Raw genomic sequence first — 18,422 nt, 5'->3', positions numbered from 1 at the left:
GTGCCTCCTTAAAATTCATTATGTAATTAAAAAAATGCTTTCTCACTTTAGATTAAGTTGAGAAAGCATTGATTCATCTTTCTCTCATCTTCTAAAGTAATTAACTTTATGTGAATTGGCACCATTTCTAATATTAGACGGTTGCCGGGCTTCATAGGGCACATCCCTCCACCTCTCTTGATAAGAGTTTTCGCACTATTTAATTAATTTATATCCTACCATTGCACTATAATTTCGTCAACAATTATTTTAATTTTTCTAACAAATAAGGTACAGATTGAAATGCATAAATTCTATCTACCTCTATGTCCTTATTCATAACAATTAGAACAGGTACTGACATAATTTTGTTACGTTCACTATATTTAGGATGGTAATTCAAATCGATTTTTTTAACGGGTAAATGTAGTATTTCATTCGCAATATCGAGCATTCGCTCAGACATTTTACATGTACCACACATCGGTGTGTATCCGAAAATGAGGTGTTTATCTTTATTAAAATTCTCACTAATATCTTCAATTTCTATAGATTTACTCATGCATGATTACTAACCTTTCAGTCGTTAAATTGGGAATTAGACGTTTTTCTTTACGTACTGTAAAGCCATGTTTACTCAATACATGCGCAAGATAGTTCTTGGGACATCTAGCAACTTCACAATATGTTTTATCAACATAAATGTGTTCACATTCACTAAGATGACGTTTAAACCACTTTCTTATCTTTTCACCTTCGTCATCTGAATCTGCTAGCACAAAGACTTGCTTGTCATATAATGTTTCAATCATGTCATCTAATTTATCAATACTCATTGTACCATGCGTACAAATAATATTGATAGGTTCAGCGATGACTTGTTGTACTCTCTTCTTATCAGATTTGCCTTCAACAATTATAACTTTATTTAAAATTGCCATGTTAATCCACCTTCTAAGTCGATAATAAACAATCAGTTACTTCTTCACAGAACGCGCATACCTTAAACATCATTTACAATTACTTAACAATGTACGCAATTATAGACGCCATACCAAACTGAGATGATTACTTTATAGATAAAAAGACAAAATAAAAACTCCATGATCGCAATCAAGGAGTTTAAATTAATTATTCACCAATCATTTCTTTATATTGATCAGCTGATAATAATTCATCTAATTGACTTTCATCGCTAAGTTCAACTTTAACCATCCATGCTTTCTCATATGGTGATTCGTTAACAAACTCAGGACTATCTTCTAATTCTTCATTTGATTCTACAACTTTACCAGATACTGGCGCATATAATTCAGAAACAGTTTTAACTGATTCTACACTACCAAAAGTATCCCCTTCGTTGATTTCATCATCAACTTCTGGTAATTCAACAAATACGATGTCACCTAATTCGCCTTGTGCGTATTCAGTGATACCAATTGTTACTGTGTTGCCTTCAACTTTTACCCATTCATGTTCTTTTGAATATTTTAATTCGCTCGGTACTGCCACGAGAATCCCCTCCTAAAAATAATTACAATTTAATGATGCCATACAGTAAGGTTTCATTCAACTATTAAAGTAAAAGTTACAATAATTTATATAAATAAAATTTGTAATTTTAAACTATAACCAAATTTCTTTGTATTGATCTTCTTTAAATCCTAATGTGATGTTTTCTCCAGAAATAGCTAGTGGTCGTTTAACTAACATGCCATCAGAAGCTAATAGATTTAATTTTTCATCAGTAGATAAATCTTTTAATTTATCTTTTAAACCTAATTCTCTATATTTTGCACCATGCGTATTAAATAGTTTATTAACTTCTACACCTGTTTTATCGATAATATCTTCAAACTCTTTTTTAGTTGGTGTGTGTTGTACAATGTCAATCGGTTCATAACTTACGCCATGCGCATCTAAAAATTTTGCTGCTTTTTTACAAGTTGTGCAATTTGAATATTGATAAAATTTAATCATTCAGATGTAACCTCCTATTTCGTCTTATTTTAAATATATCAGATAATCTATGTAAACGCTCTATATTTTAAGCTTAATTTTTCATTTAAAGTAAATTATTCGTTATAATACATTTAGTATTAATTAAAAGGAGCGTTTATTATGCAAAGTATTACTACAACTGATGCGTTTAAATCAACAATCGAAAGTGATAAACCCGTTATCGTTAAATTTGAAGCCGGTTGGTGTCCTGATTGTAAAGCAATGGATATGTGGATTGATCCAATCGTTGAAAAGTATAACGATTACGATTGGTACACTGTAAATCGTGATGAACTTGAAGATGTAGCTGCAGAAAATGATGTAATGGGTATCCCTAGTTTATTAGTATTTGAAAATGGTAATAAACGCGCACATTTACATTCTGCAAATGCTAAATCACCTGAGCAAGTAGAATCATTTTTAGACGAAACGTTTAATAAATAAGACGTAGCAACGAAAAATAATTTAAACATTTAGTCGTTATATTACGGCGTAGTTGACTGAACTTGAGATAAGTTTGTCTTTTGGTCAGCTTCTAACTCAAATAAGAGTCTGGGACATAATTCCTAGAGAAATAGCCAGTAAATGAGTTTTAACAAATTCATTTACTGGCTTCTTTATTTACAATACTCCGTATTGTTGGCTCGCTTGCCCAACGTGCTTTGCTTGTAGAAACTGATTAACTCAGTTTCTCTGTGTTGGGGCCCTTCTTATGGGACAGCTTCAGCCTGTAGTCCTCTAAAGAAATTCTTAGATGAACATTTACTCATTCTGTTGTGATGCTTGCCTAGGGGGATGGGTCGAGCCGCGGTCTCGACACTTATCCTACTCCCTCAGGCGTCACACAACGTCATTCGTAGTTCATCTTTAGAATTTCTTACATAAGTGCGCTAGCACTTATGTTCATTAATAATCAACGCAAGAGTCTCGCCAAAATACTTTGTATTTAATAGAAATTGTCTTTATTTACTTATCCAAGAACTTTATGTCCCGGACTCTTATCGTTTTAGCAATAACTCACTGGTTTGAAAATGCGCTTAAATCAATTTCTTTCAAACCTAGTCATGATTGCCACCGTGCCCAAGTGAAGAAAATTTTATCAAGAAATTCTCTTTCCTAAAGAGGGACGACGAATTTATTTTACTTCTGTCCCACTCTCTCCGTTCATTCTAATACTTAGAAATTAAATGTTTATTTTTACGTGATGCTTTTGGTGGCACTTCTTCTAAATCTGTTAAATATAGGAAACCTGCAATAATTTCGTCTCCTTGTACACCAAATACTTTTCGAACTTTAGGTTCAAAAATATAAGGTGGTGTCTTCCAACATGTACCAATACCTTGTTCATGCAATAGTAGCATTAAATTTTGAGCATACGCACCCATCGCAAAGAAGTTTTCGCGATTTTGTCGTTGTCTTGGATCTGTTTTAAGCACGAGTACTAACATGCCACCCAAATTAGTCACATTCTGGTAGTGGTCTTCTTGTTTATCAGGGTCATTTGGAAAAGCAAAATGCGTAACATCTCTACTCATCTCCCCTAATCTATCCTTAGCTATATGGATAATTCTCCATGGTTCTCGCATTCCATGATTTGGAGCATCTGCTGCTTTCTCAATCGCTTGATAAAGCTTATTATCATCTATAGTCATATCATGTTTGAATTTCTTAATACTTCTTCTTGAAGCAATTGCTTCTTGTAGTTCCACAATTATCGCCCCTTATTATTGATAATTCTTCTCAATTATAAAACCTTTACCACTTAATTTCAAATGTCTATTAATGATTCTCATAAAATAGTAATTGCTGTTTTAAACGATTGATATGTATTTGTCCTGGCGCTTGAGGTTCACCTAAACATCCATATGATACTGTACCACCAAATACACCTTGCGCAGTTCTACTCACTAAACCAGTACTAGACATTGAAATACCAATCACTTTCGCATCTAATGTATCTGCACTTGCTGCCATTGCTTCAAGTAACGTAACCACATCTTCTTTGCCATGAGGCATCACAGCAATTTTGACATAATCAGGATTGAATTGATTCATTTTATAATAAGTAAATTTTAATATATCTGTTTCAGGCGTTTCTTCAAAATTGTGATATGAAATGACAACTTGTTTATTGTTTTGATGTGCTAAGTTGACTAAATCTCGGTATGCACTGACATCACAATCACTATCCCATTCAATATCAATCATATGGCAATGATGACCTTTGATAATGTTGTTCAATAAAGCCATGTAGCTTTCATACGACATTTCACCTTGGCCACCTTGTGACAGCGTACGATATGTTACTAAAACTTTAACGCTCAAATTCATATCTTGTAGACGCTTGAGATTGGATTCAAGTAACTCAAGATGTTGTTGTTTCCATTGATCAATTCGTAATTCTAGTATATCCATATCTTCACTAAAGACCTGAATATCATCTAGTGTTGCTGTATCCAATAATTGATTCGGAGCTACTGTTGCAGCCACTTCAACGTTAGTCATAAAGTTTCCTTCTTCCTAAATTAAACTTGCATTTATTTTAAACTATTGTCAGTCTATCTCCAACCTCAAGTAACTTACTTTATCGATTAATTTACTATTTAATGATTTAATATTTTATAAATGGGTAGATAATGATTGTATACGAATTTAGGAGGTAATAATAATGGCAGTTCAATATGAAACAAAAGCAACAAACGTTGGTGGACGTAAAGGACATGTAAACACTGACGATAATGCAATAAATGTAGATGTATTACCACCACAACAAGCGGACGGAAAAGCAACTAACCCTGAACAATTATTTGCAGCTGGTTACGCTTCATGCTTTAATGGTGCATTTGACCTTATCTTAAAACAAAATAAAGTGCGTGGCGCTGAGCCAGAAGTAACTTTAACTGTACGCCTTGAAGATGATCCTGATGCAGAAAGTCCAAAACTAAGTGTAGCAATCGATGCTAAAGTAAAAAATGTATTATCTCAAGAAGACGCTGAAAAATATTTACAAGATGCACATGAATTCTGTCCATATTCTAAAGCAACACGTGGTAATATCGACGTTGACTTAAATGTGGAAGTTGTAGAATAATTGCATTTTAAATAAATAGACAAATAATTAATTTAATCACTTGTCTTAGCTTTAGACACAAAAATTCTTTTTTCTAGAATTTTTGTGTCTTCTTTTTTTGTGAAATTTTCAGATTTAAGTTATTCTATAAATACAGTAAATAAATAACTTTATAAAACATTTATACATATTAAATCTCAAATAGTTTATAATAAAATTGTTTTTACATCAATTTTTTTGAGCTTGACCTATTAATCATACAAATTTTGCGATTATAGAACTGTGACCTATGATAGGTATAGGAGGACATAATGACAACGATTCGTATACTAAAACAAAATGACTTAGCATATTATACTCAATTATTATCAAGCAATTCCCACACTTATTCATGGGATAAAGTATACCTCGAGAATATCTCTAATGATGACCTGAATCAAATACTTTCTGATGATGAAGCATTTTGTAATATAATCGGTGCATTCAAGGATGATAAACTTGTTGCATGTGTGACATTACGTCAGTTAAAACAAGTTGGAACTTCTCATAAAGCCATTCTAGAGAATTTATTCTTTCTTGATAAAAAGGATGAAACAACACTTCAAGATTTAATGAAAGCTGCTTTAGATCATGCCAAATCTCGTAATATCGAAAAACTAATGACATGTGTGACGTCTAATAACATTACCGGTAAAATCTTTTTCTCAACTTTAGGATTTGAAACATTAGGACTTGAAGCGAAATCTTCAAAAATTGGTGATGACTATTTTGATGTACATTGGTTATTATATGATATTGTCTAACCCTTTTTCATAATTGCTTAACATTTTTCTAGACATTTCATATGTGACCTTTATAATGAATTTTATATTCTAAATTTTCAGAATTTGTTGATTCAAAATTGCTTATATGTGGGGTATAAAATGATACAAGCTGTTATACACGGGCTCTTATTGGCAATAGGCTTAATACTACCTTTAGGTGCCCAAAATATATTTGTCTTTAACCAAGGTGCTAATCAAACGAAATTTCGGCGTGCACTGCCTGCTGTAATTACAGCTGGACTATGTGATTCTTTACTCATAGTATTAGCTGTCATAGGTGTATCTTTAATCCTTATGTCATTTCCATTGCTCCAAATTGTAGTATACATCATTGGATTAATATTTCTACTATATATGGCATGGTCATTGTGGCATGAGCAAAGTACGCATTTAGATGATCAGAGGGGAATCTCACCTGCTAAGCAAATAAGCTTCGCCCTTTCTGTTTCACTCCTTAATCCACATGCAATTATGGATACAATTGGAGTGATTGGTACAAGTGCCTCTGCCTACACCGGTTCTGAAAAGATAGCTTTTACTATAGCGACGATTAGTATTTCATGGTTGTGGTTTATCTTTTTAGCAATTGCTGGACGCAGTGTGGGTCACTTTGATAAGTCAGGTCGATTATTGATAATATTAAATAAAATATCAAGCATTATCATTGTTATCGTTGCATTAATGATACTTCAAAAAATGTTCCATTTACTATTTTAAAAGTGCTGTTGTATATGCGCTAAGGACTCATTCTAAATAGCACACTAAAAAGGGGGAGGGACATAAGTAATATAATAATGCTATTTAGCAAATTCGCAGTGAGAAGGCGCTTAAATAAAGCTTTTCTCAGTTCTAGTCATCCTTGCGGGGGTGGGACGACGAATTCAAAAGAATTCTGTCCCACTCCCTTCATGAACCAATTTAATTTTCATGTTTAGAAATATCACCATTTTCTGGATCAATTTTTTCTATAAATTGAAATGCGTTATTGTCATATGTAAATTTTAAAATATGACAATTTCCAATAAAGTATTGCGTTGCTGCTACATCTCCAATAACTTTTCTTAAAAAAACATCAAGTGTCGTTCCGTGACTGACAACTAAATTAGTATCACTATCTGTGGTACGCATAATTTCGGTTAAAGTGCCGATAAAACGCGCCTCAACTTCTTCCTTAGATTCTCCGTCAAACACAACCAAACGGTCTCCAAATGCATCTTCGACATCATAATTTGAATTTAATAAATCATTACTTTCCCCTTCTAAAATCCCAAAATGCCATTCTTTAAGTCCCTTTAGGCGCTTATAGTCTTGATCAGGTACAACACATTCTAACGTATCACATGCACGTTCCGAACTTGATGAATATAAATTTCCAAATGAAATGTGATGTGCCTCAAAATATTGACTTGCTTGTTTAGCTTGAGCGATGCCTAAGTTTGTTAGAGGAGAGTCACTTGCCCCTTGCACCTTGCCTCTTAGATTAAACATTGTTTGTCCATGTCTCATTAAATAGAGTGTTTTTACCATTATATACACCTCAAACGTAAATTTTGCTTCTAATCATTCACTTTTATCGATAGTGTTACTAGTTACTACTAATGCTTAAGCACAATTGAATTTTCGAGTAATAGTATACATTAATTTTTTAATTTTCAAAAACAAGAACATCGAAAAAATTTATAAAGTGGTTTGAATACCGTCATGATGGGTATAAATTATTATAAGATTCACAATTCTAAAAGGAGTGTCATTGATGAGCAATCATAATGAATATAATTATGTTAATCCAAATAAGCTCTCGTTAGATTGGGAATGTTTAATCATAAGCAAAACAGACATGTTATTAGATGGTGTTCCTCAAGAATTAATTAATTCTTGGATGGACAGAAATATTATTGAACCTTTTTCAATAAAAAATAATGAAATTAACTTTAAAACTAAAGATGTGTGGAATGCGTTAAACACGCAAAATTGGTATTACGCTCACTCAAATTAATTTATATAAACTTATTGCTCTATTTGTACTTTCAATAAGTTGGTGATCGACGTAGTTTGACATAACGTACGCTCTAATGACTTGATTATTTCGTTCATGTTTCGGAAACTCACCGTCATTCTCGATATACTGAGCTAAACTTCCAAGAGGCGTATCATCGTTAATAAACCCAATTACAAAATCATAAAATGTCATAGTTCCCCCTCCTCAGTTTAATTATGCTTTCTTTGAATATTTCATTATTAATTTTGTCTAAACATATAATATAACTCAACTTTAATATGTAATTAGCATTTATTTTGCTTATTTGTAGTATATAATGTCTTACATTTAATATACTGTTTAAGATTATTAAATCATTAACCCAATAAATAATCACTAAATTTATCATTTATTTAATGGTATCTTGTTGTAATTGTTACAATTAAGTGAATCATTCGAGGTGCGTTTATTTAATTGTGCAGCATATATGAATTTGAAAATAACTATTCAACTCAATTTTCAATTTAATAAGAGATATGATGTCAACCGTTGCTTTATAGCGGTTGGCTTTTTGTATTTACAAATGTTGTCATATTAGTTTGATATTCATTATTGCTTACTTTCCAAATATAAGCAACTAAATTTTTACCAAATTTCAATATTAAGATAAAAACATTTAATTACTTTGATTAACTCGTGTTACCGGTATAAAATAAATGATATGATGTTAGTAAGTTTAACGAATTATAAAGAGGTGACACCCATGAATAATAATAAAATTTTTTGGATAAATATTTTTATGACACTTTTATTTCTGGGCTTTAATATCGTTGTCACCTATAATCCAGATTTAGATGATTTCTTTTGGCTAGTTCCAGGACTTACGGTTAGTGGCATTACCATTATATTAAGTTTGAGCACTGCCCTTATTTGTAAGAACATAGTTAGCGAAGTGATTTTTCTAATTAATATTGTTATGCTTCTATACTACATTTATCCTATGGTATATACATTTTTTTAAATTAATATTTAGGAGGCTTACACATGAGTTTGCATTTAACCATATTATTATGGCTCGGGATCATTTTCGTAGTAGCAGCCTCAATTATATTGGGCTTATTACTTAAATCTAAAAAAGAAGAACGCAAAGAATCATACTTAGGCTTTACCGTCATATTTTATATTTTCGGATTTGCATTATTAATCTATGTATTCATATTCGGTATATTATAGCGGTGAATTAGGGAGTGTGACAGGAATCTTATTACATTCATTGTCGCACGCCTTTTTTATTATTATCTATATGCAATATTCATAAATATTTAATAATTACTAAGGAGTACAAAAATGAAATGTCTAATTTCTTCATTTATAAAAATACAATTAGTAATATTAATTACTTTTCTACCTTATTCGACGCATGCAATCGCGCATACAGATGATACAAAAGTACTCTCTCCAACCGAAGATGATTTTGATTTACAGCCAGGTGATATCATACTTACTAAGGGGCCAGTTTTATTTGGATTCTTTGGACATTCAAGTATTGCATTAGATCATGATACTGTTTTACAAATAGAAGGTCCAGGTGATGAACCCATTACTGAATCCTTCCATTCTTTCAAACAACGATTTGGTGAAGGAAAGGATGATTGGATTAAAATTTATCGTTGTACTATGCCAGGTGCTGGAGAGAAAGCTGCCAAGTGGGCTGAAACGCACTATAAAGATACAGATAAAACCTATTTAGTCACTTTAAATCTTAAGAGCGAAAGATTTACATACTGCACTAAAATTATTTATCAGGCATACAAATATGGTGTAAGTAAAAATGCTATTAATGAACATGGATTACTTATCATTTCCCCTTATGCCCTAGTAGACAACTTCACCGATGATTACCAACTCCAATTAGTTAAACAATACTAAATAGATATCGCAAGGGAGTGTGACAGAAATAAAATTTTTTCAAATTTTATTTCGTTGTACTACTGCTAACATATAGTTGTAGCCTGAGACATCGATTGTTGTCTCAGGCTTTTTGGATTACACTGTTTCTTTGAAATAATTAATGAAATGCTCGTTTTCTTCTAATAAATCAATATACGAAATAGAACTAAACGGGATAATACGTGTACAATTTTTTAGCGGATAGATAATAATTTCATTTTCATAATCTAAATGAATATCATTTTCCATCACCATTTTTTTAGTACCTACCACAATCGCAATGGCTTTAAAATCATTGTTATCAAAGTACCTTTTTAATAATTTTTTATTCATGTTATCTCACATCCTATTCACTTCATATTTACCATTATTTTGTAAAATATCAGTGAAGTTACTGTATGTTTTATGTAAATTTGTTTTTGAAAATATTTTCAAAAAATAAAAACATTCAATATCTATTTCATTATAAAATAATAATATATTAAATTTAGGAGTGACTATATTGAAAAAAGTTTTATTTACATTATTATTAAGCCTATTTCTATTAGCAGGCTGTAGCTTTTCAAACTAAGACAAGGAAAACGATCATTCTAAGTCTAAGACAACATCTCAAGATAACAAAGATAATGATAAAGAGAAAGACAATCAACAGTCTAGTGCTAAATCGTCAAATAAAGATGCGCAAAGTGATCATCCATCCACGCAACAAAGTAATGACGACCACTCGTCTAATAAACAAGACTCAGTGTCCCAAGACACTAAGCAAATTGATGTTCAAAATATAACTGATCGAGCAACATTAGAAACAGTGATTTATAGTAATAACTATACTGAAATAGAAAAAATTGCTGCATACAATAGCGCGGTAGCTAATGGCGTCATTCCTCAAGGTAATGTGATGGAAGGTCCTGCAAGCGCTGCATACGAAAGCTCATTACGCGTTGAACGTGGACAAGAAAAATCAATTTATGATCAATCAAACCAAACTTCTGAGACAGATGATATAGATGATCCTAATGCAGAAATCAATGCTGCCACTAATGAGGATGAGTATGTTGACGCTTTGAGAAAGAAATATAACGGTGGCTTATCTTCAGGAGAACTTCAAACAAAACACGCCATTGAAGAAGGTTATTATGATGGTGATGATGCTGATGAAGTATATGAAACAATTCAACAACGCGAACAAGATATAGCTAACGGTAAATATGATAAGTACAAGCGTAATTAGTAAAAATTGAGTTGAATAGACATAGAGAGTAGCTAACATGAGGCTAGGACATTATAAAATGTTTCAGCTTCCTTGTTATCTTGGCAATCGCTAATTGATTTGAAAATGCGCTTAAATCAAGCATTATTCAAACCTAGTCATCCTTGACGGCGAGGCCCCAGCAAAGAGCATTTCACTAAGAAATTCTACAAGTTAAGCAAGCTGAGTACGGATAAAGCATTTACTTGATTCCTCTCCCGCACCCGATGATGTTATGCTTTATTTACTTCTTTTCTCATTTTATAAAGATAGTATGGTTTATGATTAATTTCTCCAACAATTTCAAATCCCATTTTTTGATACAATTTCAATGCTGCTTTATTATCTTTCACTACTGTTAACGATAGTTTACTAAATCCTGATGCTTTAGCTTTTTGTTCTGCAACATTTATAAGTTGTTGACCGACACCTTTCCCTCTGGCATTAGGCATCGTCGCTAGCATACTAATATGATATTCATCTTCGTTGCCTTCATCCATCGTAACAAGTGAATAAAACGATTTTGGGTGTGTGATGATAGACTTGAAGGGTTTAATTTTATTCATTGAAATAATTTGAAGTACGGTTGGTATCAACGCCTCATCAATTTGTTTTAAAGGACTGCACGTGATTGCACCAAGAACTTGGTCACCTTCTAAAGCCACAAATGACATATCATGACTAAATCGATTCGCATGATTTTGCCATAATCGTTGTAAGTCTTCAACAATTTCTTTATCTTTAGATTTACCTAGTATAATCGGGGCCATGTCGTCTATTGCCGCATATATTAATTGTCCCCCTTCTTGATGATGCGGTTGTGCTGATTGAATAGTTAATTTAGTCAATGTTATTCCTCCCTATTTAACTATTTACTTATTTTTTAAAATTAAACAATATTTGAGCTTATGAGTAATATAATTTATAATATAAAAGTTAATTTACACATTTTATTATTTCATTTAAAAAGGAAGGTCGTATGAGAAAAAGAAAAAACTGGTATTCAAAAGTATATTATTTATTTGTTACTGTCTTAATTATTGCTATTATAGCGATTGCATTTATACTCTATAAAACGCGTGAAGAAAAACAAAATCGCTCACTAGATTATTATTCAAATTTTCAAGAATTAAAAGATGATACAACAGAAGGTAAAGACTGGCGTGTTAAAACAAAAAACCGCAAAGATAATCACATCCTTGTTACGGCCATTCACGGTGGCGGTATTGAACCGGGTACGACTGAACTCGCTCGTCGTGTGGCCAATCTAGGTAACTATGATTTTTATACTTTTGAAGGATTAATGCCTAAACATAATGAACGTTTGCATATTACTTCAACTGTATTTGATGAACCAACCCTCTTAAAAATGTTGGACCACTCCGAAGAGACTATATCCATTCATGGCTATGCAGGTGAAGATCCAATTGTTTACGTTGGCGGCAAAGATAAACAATTAGCCAAATCAATAACAAAATCATTAAAACGTAAAGGTTTCACAGTTCAAAAGAGTCCTAAAGGTGTTGAGGCAACATCATCCTCCAATATCATTAATAGAAATGACAATGATACCGGCGTACAACTTGAATTAACAACCGGACAACGTGCACTGTTTTTTAAAGATAAACAACTGGATCAACAAACAAGATCGAATCCAGACAACTACACCCGTACGTTCTACAAATTTGCCAAAGCAGTTAATCAAGGCATCGAAAACGCTCAATAATCTATTCTCAGGTGCTAAGCTACCCTCACTACGTTTTCACCCCTATTTAAATTGGGTATAAAGTACTATAGTGAGGGGGAACGTGTTATGTTAGAAACATTAACTCAAGAACAAAAATATACAATAGCGAAATTTTATAAATTATATATGGAACGTTCTAATGAAGGTCAGTCAGAAAATGAAGCAAATTATTTTGGTAATAGTATAAAAACACAAGATGATTATTTCTGTGATCGTGAATATGATGATTTTTTAGAGAATTGTAAAGTACTCATTGATTATGGTTATCTAGATGGACAACTAACAGCAGATAGAATTGACGATATTACGATTACTAACAAAGCTTTCACGGAGATAGAACAAAGTTTTAAATAATTAAACCGCTACGTTAGACTATGACTAACGTAGTTTTATTTTTATGAAAAAGGTGAATATATGACTAACTGGAAAATTAATAATCAATCACATAGACAATTAATGGTTCAAGCATATGAAAATGAAATCTCTATAGTTGAACCTTATCATAATGGTGCATTTAGAATATTAGCAGAAATCGACTTAAATCAAACATCGAATGAAACACAACTTAATGATGAAAAACTATATGTTTCTGTCAGCAAAGAGAATGAGGAGATTAACATTTACGATAGAGTCAATTAATGTGATACATAAAGCCTTTACACTACTGTTTTCAAATAGTAATTAGATGTTAATTACAAGGTAATATGTATTTAATAATATGTGTAGTACAATACAATTAATAATGTAAATTAAATGGAGGTAGCCTATGGAGAAACTGTTGTTCTATACAGGCACGGTATTATTAATCATAGCGATTATTTTAATTTTATTCGCTATTGTGGCAGTTTTTAAAAATAAAAACTATTTAAAATATTTCGCAATGGCTATTACGATTATTTTACTTAGCATGCTTGCTTTAGGCATTCATAAAATGATTGAAAGTAACAATCCATCTGAAAATCACGCAACACAATCTAAAGAGGATAAATCGTCTAAAGAAAAAGATAAAGATAAGGATAAACAAAGCAAAGACAAAAAAGATAATAACAACGATAAAGATGATAGTAATGTTACTCAAGAAGAACAAAATCGCTCTGAAGAAACATCAGCTAATAATGAAACAAATACTCAAGAACAGCAAGACACACAACAAGAACAACCAACCGCTGAACAATCAACTAATGAAACACCTTCTACACAACAAGGAACTACACAAAACAATGCAGTCAATAATCAAAATTCAAATCAATCAAACAACTCAAACCAATCTTATAATCAAAATGGCAGAAATATAAATAACAACTCTAATAATGGCGATCACAACAGTTCAAACGAGAATGCTACTACAGACAACAACTCAAGTGCTGAAGACCAGTCAAATGCTGAAAATCAAGCAGATGATAATCAGGTCCAAAGTTATTCTGTAGATAGTGCAAATGGACAGTTTAGAAGTAATGATACATCAGCAGAAAGTAATACTAATGAGACAGTTAATAGTACAAATTAATTAATAGTGAAATAGTGTGTTTTCTATATTCACTGTAACTAGCCTTGTCACTCAGTGAATGAGATAACAATGACGTAGCTTATCTCATTTATTCGATTTAATTGAATTTATAAATTATTATTAACTGTTGAATTTTTAGAAAAGTGTGACATACTTATATTAATATTATTTATATCAATTAGATATTAAATATAATTAAACAAAGGGTGACACATATGAAAAAAGTAGCTTTTGTACTGCTTTCAAGTTTTTTATTATTAGGGGCATGCGGTAATAATGATGACCCAGTAGACAATGTTAAGAAAAGTTCTGACAAAAAAGACAATCCTAACGCGCATAAAGACAAAGGCGAATCAGATCGTACAGATGGTAAAAAAATTAACGATAACTAATAGCAAAACTAGCATTTACGTGTTTCATTTATTGAAACAGTAAATGCTAGTTTTTTTGTTTTTACATATGCCTAAAACGATACGTTGACTTACTTTCAATTGTGATCTTTATCAAATAATTTTCCGACATCTTTTAATAAATCTTTACTTCCTAGCCATGTAGAAAGAGATGACATCATAAAACTAATCGCTTTCGTTAATAATTCCATATTTCAACAGCTCCTTTACTAACGAGTTGTCTTAGTTCATCATGCTGACTTTAGTCTGCTTACTATATATACCACATCGAAATTGGATGTAACATCATTGAAGCGTGGTGCAAAATTTTAAATCCTTTTTAACCCCAGCTTGCTTTGCTTGTAGAATTTCTTTATGAAATTCTCGTTGCTGGGGCCCCGAACCCCAGCTTTCTCTACTCGTGGAATTTCTTTTCGAAATTCTCTTTGCTGGGGCCCCGAACCACAGCTTTCTCTACTCGTGGCATTTCTTTTCGAAATTCTCGTTGCTGGGGCCCCGAACCCCAGCTTGCTTTGCTTGTAGAATTTCTTTATGAAATTCTCTTTGCTGAGGACCGACTTTACTGAGAAAAGCTTAATTTAAGTATCTTATCAATTCAGTCAGCTACTGCAAATTTTCCAAATAGCATTATCATATTATTTATGTTGAAGAATCTTTAAAAAGCGTTAGAACCTTTCGTTCTAACGCTTCGTCTACATTTATTGAAATTTGCATTTCAAATCCGATAATCAATGTACTTGTTTTAAAGTCCACGCACGACCGTTGACTAAAAAGAGAACAAGTCCTACTTACTCTCTTTCCTAAGTTATTTAAAACTTATTCTTAGCTATGCAATGTATTTCGGTTTATAACGTCCACGCATTGTCGTTGACATTTATATTATAACATTTTTATTAAATATTTCAAGACTAATAAATATAATATAATTTAGTTGCGCTCATTCAATATATTTTGGATATGACTATGTTGCTTATCAAAAACGCTTAGTCCACGCTTTAAATAGCTTATTGTTTTGGAACTTCACAGTATACATCGTGTATCTATTAATAGAATTTACGATATCATTTACAATCTTTGTATTAACATGCGATTTTAATAATTCGTCTATCTCTATTTTACATTCATTATAAATTGTAGTGATATCAATCACATTTTGCACTTCTAATAACTTTGTTATTTTTACTCTACATTCAGCAATTAACATCTTATCTGCCTTTTCTTTTGCCATAATTTTTCTTTTTTGACTATTACGTGCTTCAGCCTCTTTTAATAATTGCTGTCGTTTTAACTCTCGCTCTTTTCTCAATGCTTCCTGTTCTTTTTCTCTTTGAATACGTCTTTCTCGTTCTAGTTCTTCTATATACGCAAGATATTTCTTTCTATGAAAATAATCAATCAAAGCAAAGACTTTCTGTTCGATGTTAGTGGGCAAAGCCATACTATACTTTTTAAAATCATTAATTAATTCAATATTCTTACTTGTAATAGGCTTTGATGAATTCGCATTAAATTCTTTCACATCTAACTCAGAGATTGTAGTCCACTCTTTATACATGTTTATCACTTTACAATGATACTCTGAATCATTCATTAATTTCTCATGATTTAAGAGTACATCATCCAACCAATCATCTAACAAAAATATATTCTTTCTAACCTGATACGCAATACGATTTGGAATGCCACTATGTTCTTTAAAATGTTCAATCCCAAGTTTCATAATTGTGTCTTTTGACTTTGATCGAAGTATATATTGATACTTTAATTCTTTTCCACATTCACAATATAACGGCGTATCATTACAACTCGTTCGGTAATTTTCATTTACTTTAAAGTCGATAAGTTCCCACTCTTCTGAATAGCGATACATATCATTGATTAATATATTCTTTTTTCTGTATTTATAATACTTAAACAGTATTTCTCTTTGGTTCTCAGTTAATTGACTGATTAAAGCATGTCTATGTTTCTCGTTATTCACATATCTCAAATAACCACCTCTTCTACTTATAAGGGTTAACTTTAGTTCATTACACATTAGTGTGATGGTTTGATTTGTATATTTGCATATGTAAAAAAGAGATATGACTAATCACTCATTAATCATATCTCTTTATCAACACTATGATATTCAATTATAATGCCTAGTCTCATAGCAGACGGCTACTACTGTACATGATTTTGTTTTTTAAAGTCCACGCATGGTCGTTGACTTAATTATATTATAATAATTTTATATAATAAATACAACATTTATATATTCTAACCTAGAAACGTTTAAATACAAAACAAAAAGAGTCCGGGACATAAATAATATAATGCAGCTATTTTGCAAATTCGCAGTAGCTGACTGAACTGAGAAGGCGCTTAATTCAAGCTTTTCTCAGTTCTAGTCATCCTTGCGGGCGGGGCCCCAACAAAGAGAATTTCACTAAAAAATTCTACAAGCAAAGAAAGCTGGGAGTGGACGACGAATTTAAAAGAATTCTGTCCCACTCCCTACATAGTGGAGACGGCGGGAGTTCATTAAAGCTTTTATTTGTTAATGTAAAAACATATATTAATGTTGTCATAACAATGATTATATTGCTTATCAAATTTAGTGTAAAATGTTAATCCAGTTGTTTCATTTAATCACTCCTTAAAAATATTGTTATTAATACATAAGAAATTTTTATAACTTATTTCTAGTGAGATTTATTTAAAATTTCTTTTTTTAATTTACTTCTCAAATGTTCTAATGTAATGGGATCTGTGAACCAATAATCTTCTGCTTTATATGAAATTACATGTCCTTTTTTTACAGCTTCAATATTCTGCCATGTATGTGTTTTTTCAAAATCAAATTTTGCGTACGAAGGTTTACTTAAAAATATATAATCACCAGCATATTTACTAATATTTTCTTTTGAAATGGAAGCATAACCTTTTTTATCTTCTTGTAATTTATCTTTATATTGCTTTGTCATTGGCATACCGAATGCATCATGAACAATATCCAAACCACGACCCCATGTAGAGTTATATATGTATATTTGCTTTTCATCTGGTTCAAACACAGATGCTGTTGCTTGACCAACTTTACTTTGAATTTCTTTTTTATCTTTTCTAGTTTTATCTTCCCACTCTTCAATCCATTTTTTGGCTTTATCCTCATTATTAGTCAACTTGCCTATTTCTTTTAATATTTCTTTATGATTGTATTTATTGTATGTATATGGGACTGTTGGCGCTATTTTTTGATATTTTTTAATATTTTTATCCATAGCATCTACAACTATTAAATCTGGTTTTGCTTTAGCAACTTTTTCAACATCATTTTCTCCAATATAATCAACCCCTTTTAAATAAGGTTTTAAAATTGAAGAATCTTTAGTTATATCTGAAACAGCAATTGGTTTGATTCCTAACTTTATAAAATCACCGACATAAAATCCGGTTAAAACAGCAACTCTTTTAGGTTTCTCTGGTACTTTCAGTGTTTTACCATTTTCAATTTTATAGTCTCTAGTCTTTATCGAGCTACTTGTTTTATCGACAGATGCTGAACACGCAGTCAAAATAAATAAACTACATAATAAAATTCCAAATAATCTTTTCATAATATCATCCTTTAATTTTTAATTTATATTCATTTTCAATTGATATTCATTTTCAATTATAGATTTTTAAAAATAATAGTCAATATTAGTCAAGTCCAGACTCCT

General features: G+C 31.5%; 26 protein-coding genes and 1 riboswitch. Of the genes, 14 read left to right on the top strand and 12 right to left on the bottom strand.

The annotated features are described in order from the left end of the window. Positions 1–81 precede the first annotated feature (81 nt). Positions 82–187, bottom strand: a riboswitch (SAM riboswitch). A 57-nt stretch (positions 188–244) separates the two neighbouring features. The 4 genes from KA878_RS02530 to KA878_RS02515 form a co-directional block, all read right to left on the bottom strand. After that, positions 245–541 (bottom strand): thioredoxin family protein, encoded by a 297-nt coding sequence (locus KA878_RS02530; RefSeq protein WP_075109418.1) that lies wholly within the window; start codon positions 539–541, stop codon positions 245–247. Next, positions 534–920: a toprim domain-containing protein gene (locus KA878_RS02525; protein ID WP_053029854.1), complete on the bottom strand. Its 387-nt coding sequence runs from the start codon at positions 918–920 to the stop codon at positions 534–536. The genes KA878_RS02530 and KA878_RS02525 overlap by 8 nt, the downstream gene beginning before the upstream one ends. 190 nt (positions 921–1,110) lie before the next feature. After that, positions 1,111–1,491, bottom strand: coding sequence for a glycine cleavage system protein GcvH (gene gcvH / locus KA878_RS02520; RefSeq protein WP_053029855.1), 381 nt, complete (start codon positions 1,489–1,491; stop codon positions 1,111–1,113). Positions 1,492–1,605: 114 nt separating this feature from the next. Continuing rightward, entirely contained in the window at positions 1,606–1,959 is a 354-nt protein-coding gene (locus tag KA878_RS02515; RefSeq protein ID WP_053029856.1) for an arsenate reductase family protein, read from the bottom strand. 141 nt (positions 1,960–2,100) lie between these two features. On the opposite strand from KA878_RS02515, the gene KA878_RS02510 reads away from it, so the two are divergent. Then, positions 2,101–2,424 (top strand): thioredoxin family protein, encoded by a 324-nt coding sequence (locus KA878_RS02510; RefSeq protein WP_053029857.1) that lies wholly within the window; start codon positions 2,101–2,103, stop codon positions 2,422–2,424. A gap of 725 nt (positions 2,425–3,149) precedes the next feature. Here KA878_RS02510 and KA878_RS02505 read toward each other — a convergent pair. Beyond that, a complete protein-coding gene (locus KA878_RS02505; protein ID WP_193839599.1) occupies positions 3,150–3,689 on the bottom strand; it encodes a nitroreductase family protein in 540 nt (179 codons plus the stop codon). 70 nt (positions 3,690–3,759) lie between these two features. Next, a complete protein-coding gene (gene aroD, locus KA878_RS02500; RefSeq protein WP_193839600.1) occupies positions 3,760–4,485 on the bottom strand; it encodes a type I 3-dehydroquinate dehydratase in 726 nt (241 codons plus the stop codon). 163 nt (positions 4,486–4,648) lie between these two features. Here aroD and KA878_RS02495 point away from each other — a divergent pair, with 163 nt between their 5' ends. The 3 genes from KA878_RS02495 (at position 4,649) to KA878_RS02485 (ending at position 6,591) form a co-directional block, all read left to right on the top strand. Continuing rightward, the gene (locus KA878_RS02495; protein ID WP_053029860.1) at positions 4,649–5,071 is read left to right on the top strand and encodes an organic hydroperoxide resistance protein; all 423 of its coding nucleotides are present in this window, start codon (positions 4,649–4,651) and stop codon (positions 5,069–5,071) included. A 290-nt stretch (positions 5,072–5,361) separates the two neighbouring features. After that, positions 5,362–5,853 carry a GNAT family N-acetyltransferase gene (locus tag KA878_RS02490; protein WP_193839601.1) on the top strand — a complete coding sequence of 164 codons (492 nt, stop codon included), beginning with the start codon at positions 5,362–5,364 and terminating at the stop codon, positions 5,851–5,853. Positions 5,854–5,973: 120 nt separating this feature from the next. Beyond that, positions 5,974–6,591 carry a LysE/ArgO family amino acid transporter gene (locus KA878_RS02485; protein ID WP_193839602.1) on the top strand — a complete coding sequence of 206 codons (618 nt, stop codon included), beginning with the start codon at positions 5,974–5,976 and terminating at the stop codon, positions 6,589–6,591. Positions 6,592–6,792: 201 nt separating this feature from the next. Here the strand turns inward: KA878_RS02485 and KA878_RS02480 are convergent, their stop codons facing one another. Further along, entirely contained in the window at positions 6,793–7,401 is a 609-nt protein-coding gene (locus tag KA878_RS02480) for a histidine phosphatase family protein (RefSeq protein ID WP_193839603.1), read from the bottom strand. Positions 7,402–7,627: 226 nt separating this feature from the next. On the opposite strand from KA878_RS02480, the gene KA878_RS02475 reads away from it, so the two are divergent. Then, positions 7,628–7,870 (top strand): hypothetical protein, encoded by a 243-nt coding sequence (locus KA878_RS02475; protein ID WP_053029866.1) that lies wholly within the window; start codon positions 7,628–7,630, stop codon positions 7,868–7,870. Here the strand turns inward: KA878_RS02475 and KA878_RS02470 are convergent. Beyond that, positions 7,862–8,065 carry a sterile alpha motif-like domain-containing protein gene (locus KA878_RS02470; RefSeq protein WP_053029867.1) on the bottom strand — a complete coding sequence of 68 codons (204 nt, stop codon included), beginning with the start codon at positions 8,063–8,065 and terminating at the stop codon, positions 7,862–7,864. The two genes, KA878_RS02475 and KA878_RS02470, sit on opposite strands and share 9 nt — an antisense overlap. Before the next feature lie 550 nt (positions 8,066–8,615). Here KA878_RS02470 and tsaA point away from each other — a divergent pair. From tsaA to lnsA, 3 genes are all read left to right on the top strand, one after another. After that, a complete protein-coding gene (gene tsaA, locus KA878_RS02465) occupies positions 8,616–8,873 on the top strand; it encodes a type II toxin-antitoxin system antitoxin TsaA (RefSeq protein WP_053029868.1) in 258 nt (85 codons plus the stop codon). 23 nt (positions 8,874–8,896) lie between these two features. After that, the gene (tsaT, locus tag KA878_RS02460) at positions 8,897–9,085 is read left to right on the top strand and encodes a type II toxin-antitoxin system toxin TsaT (RefSeq protein WP_053029869.1); all 189 of its coding nucleotides are present in this window, start codon (positions 8,897–8,899) and stop codon (positions 9,083–9,085) included. A 114-nt stretch (positions 9,086–9,199) separates the two neighbouring features. Beyond that, positions 9,200–9,781: a lipoprotein N-acylation protein LnsA gene (lnsA, locus tag KA878_RS02455; protein ID WP_053029870.1), complete on the top strand. Its 582-nt coding sequence runs from the start codon at positions 9,200–9,202 to the stop codon at positions 9,779–9,781. Positions 9,782–9,898: 117 nt separating this feature from the next. Here lnsA and KA878_RS02450 read toward each other — a convergent pair whose 3' ends face one another. After that, the gene (locus KA878_RS02450) at positions 9,899–10,135 is read right to left on the bottom strand and encodes a hypothetical protein (RefSeq protein WP_070855152.1); all 237 of its coding nucleotides are present in this window, start codon (positions 10,133–10,135) and stop codon (positions 9,899–9,901) included. 412 nt (positions 10,136–10,547) lie between these two features. Here KA878_RS02450 and KA878_RS02445 point away from each other — a divergent pair, with 412 nt between their 5' ends. Next, positions 10,548–11,033: a hypothetical protein gene (locus KA878_RS02445; RefSeq protein ID WP_312883888.1), complete on the top strand. Its 486-nt coding sequence runs from the start codon at positions 10,548–10,550 to the stop codon at positions 11,031–11,033. Between the two features lie 251 nt (positions 11,034–11,284). Here KA878_RS02445 and KA878_RS02440 read toward each other — a convergent pair whose 3' ends face one another. After that, complete coding sequence (locus KA878_RS02440) at positions 11,285–11,899, bottom strand: GNAT family N-acetyltransferase (protein WP_193839604.1); 615 nt, start codon at positions 11,897–11,899, stop codon at positions 11,285–11,287. Positions 11,900–12,030: 131 nt separating this feature from the next. On the opposite strand from KA878_RS02440, the gene KA878_RS02435 reads away from it, so the two are divergent. From KA878_RS02435 to KA878_RS02415, 5 genes are all read left to right on the top strand, one after another. Continuing rightward, entirely contained in the window at positions 12,031–12,777 is a 747-nt protein-coding gene (locus tag KA878_RS02435; protein ID WP_075109338.1) for a poly-gamma-glutamate hydrolase family protein, read from the top strand. Positions 12,778–12,864: 87 nt separating this feature from the next. Beyond that, positions 12,865–13,152, top strand: coding sequence for a hypothetical protein (locus tag KA878_RS02430; protein WP_075109337.1), 288 nt, complete (start codon positions 12,865–12,867; stop codon positions 13,150–13,152). Positions 13,153–13,212: 60 nt separating this feature from the next. Next, positions 13,213–13,437, top strand: coding sequence for a hypothetical protein (locus KA878_RS02425; protein WP_053029879.1), 225 nt, complete (start codon positions 13,213–13,215; stop codon positions 13,435–13,437). A 127-nt stretch (positions 13,438–13,564) separates the two neighbouring features. Continuing rightward, positions 13,565–14,305, top strand: a complete 741-nt coding sequence (locus KA878_RS02420) for a hypothetical protein (RefSeq protein ID WP_193839605.1) — start codon at positions 13,565–13,567, stop codon at positions 14,303–14,305. 215 nt (positions 14,306–14,520) lie between these two features. Further along, positions 14,521–14,697 (top strand): hypothetical protein, encoded by a 177-nt coding sequence (locus tag KA878_RS02415; protein WP_174841502.1) that lies wholly within the window; start codon positions 14,521–14,523, stop codon positions 14,695–14,697. A 991-nt stretch (positions 14,698–15,688) separates the two neighbouring features. Here KA878_RS02415 and KA878_RS02410 read toward each other — a convergent pair. Beyond that, a complete protein-coding gene (locus KA878_RS02410) occupies positions 15,689–16,696 on the bottom strand; it encodes a hypothetical protein (RefSeq protein WP_142237148.1) in 1,008 nt (335 codons plus the stop codon). A gap of 706 nt (positions 16,697–17,402) precedes the next feature. Beyond that, the gene (locus tag KA878_RS02405) at positions 17,403–18,317 is read right to left on the bottom strand and encodes an iron-hydroxamate ABC transporter substrate-binding protein (protein ID WP_193839606.1); all 915 of its coding nucleotides are present in this window, start codon (positions 18,315–18,317) and stop codon (positions 17,403–17,405) included. Positions 18,318–18,422: the final 105 nt, after the last annotated feature.

It is taken from the genome of Staphylococcus sp. GDY8P57P, from assembly GCF_017892585.1.
GTDB lineage: Bacteria > Bacillota > Bacilli > Staphylococcales > Staphylococcaceae > Staphylococcus > Staphylococcus borealis.
Note: the sequence above shows the minus strand (reverse complement) of the source record. Positions and strands in the feature narration are given on the sequence as shown.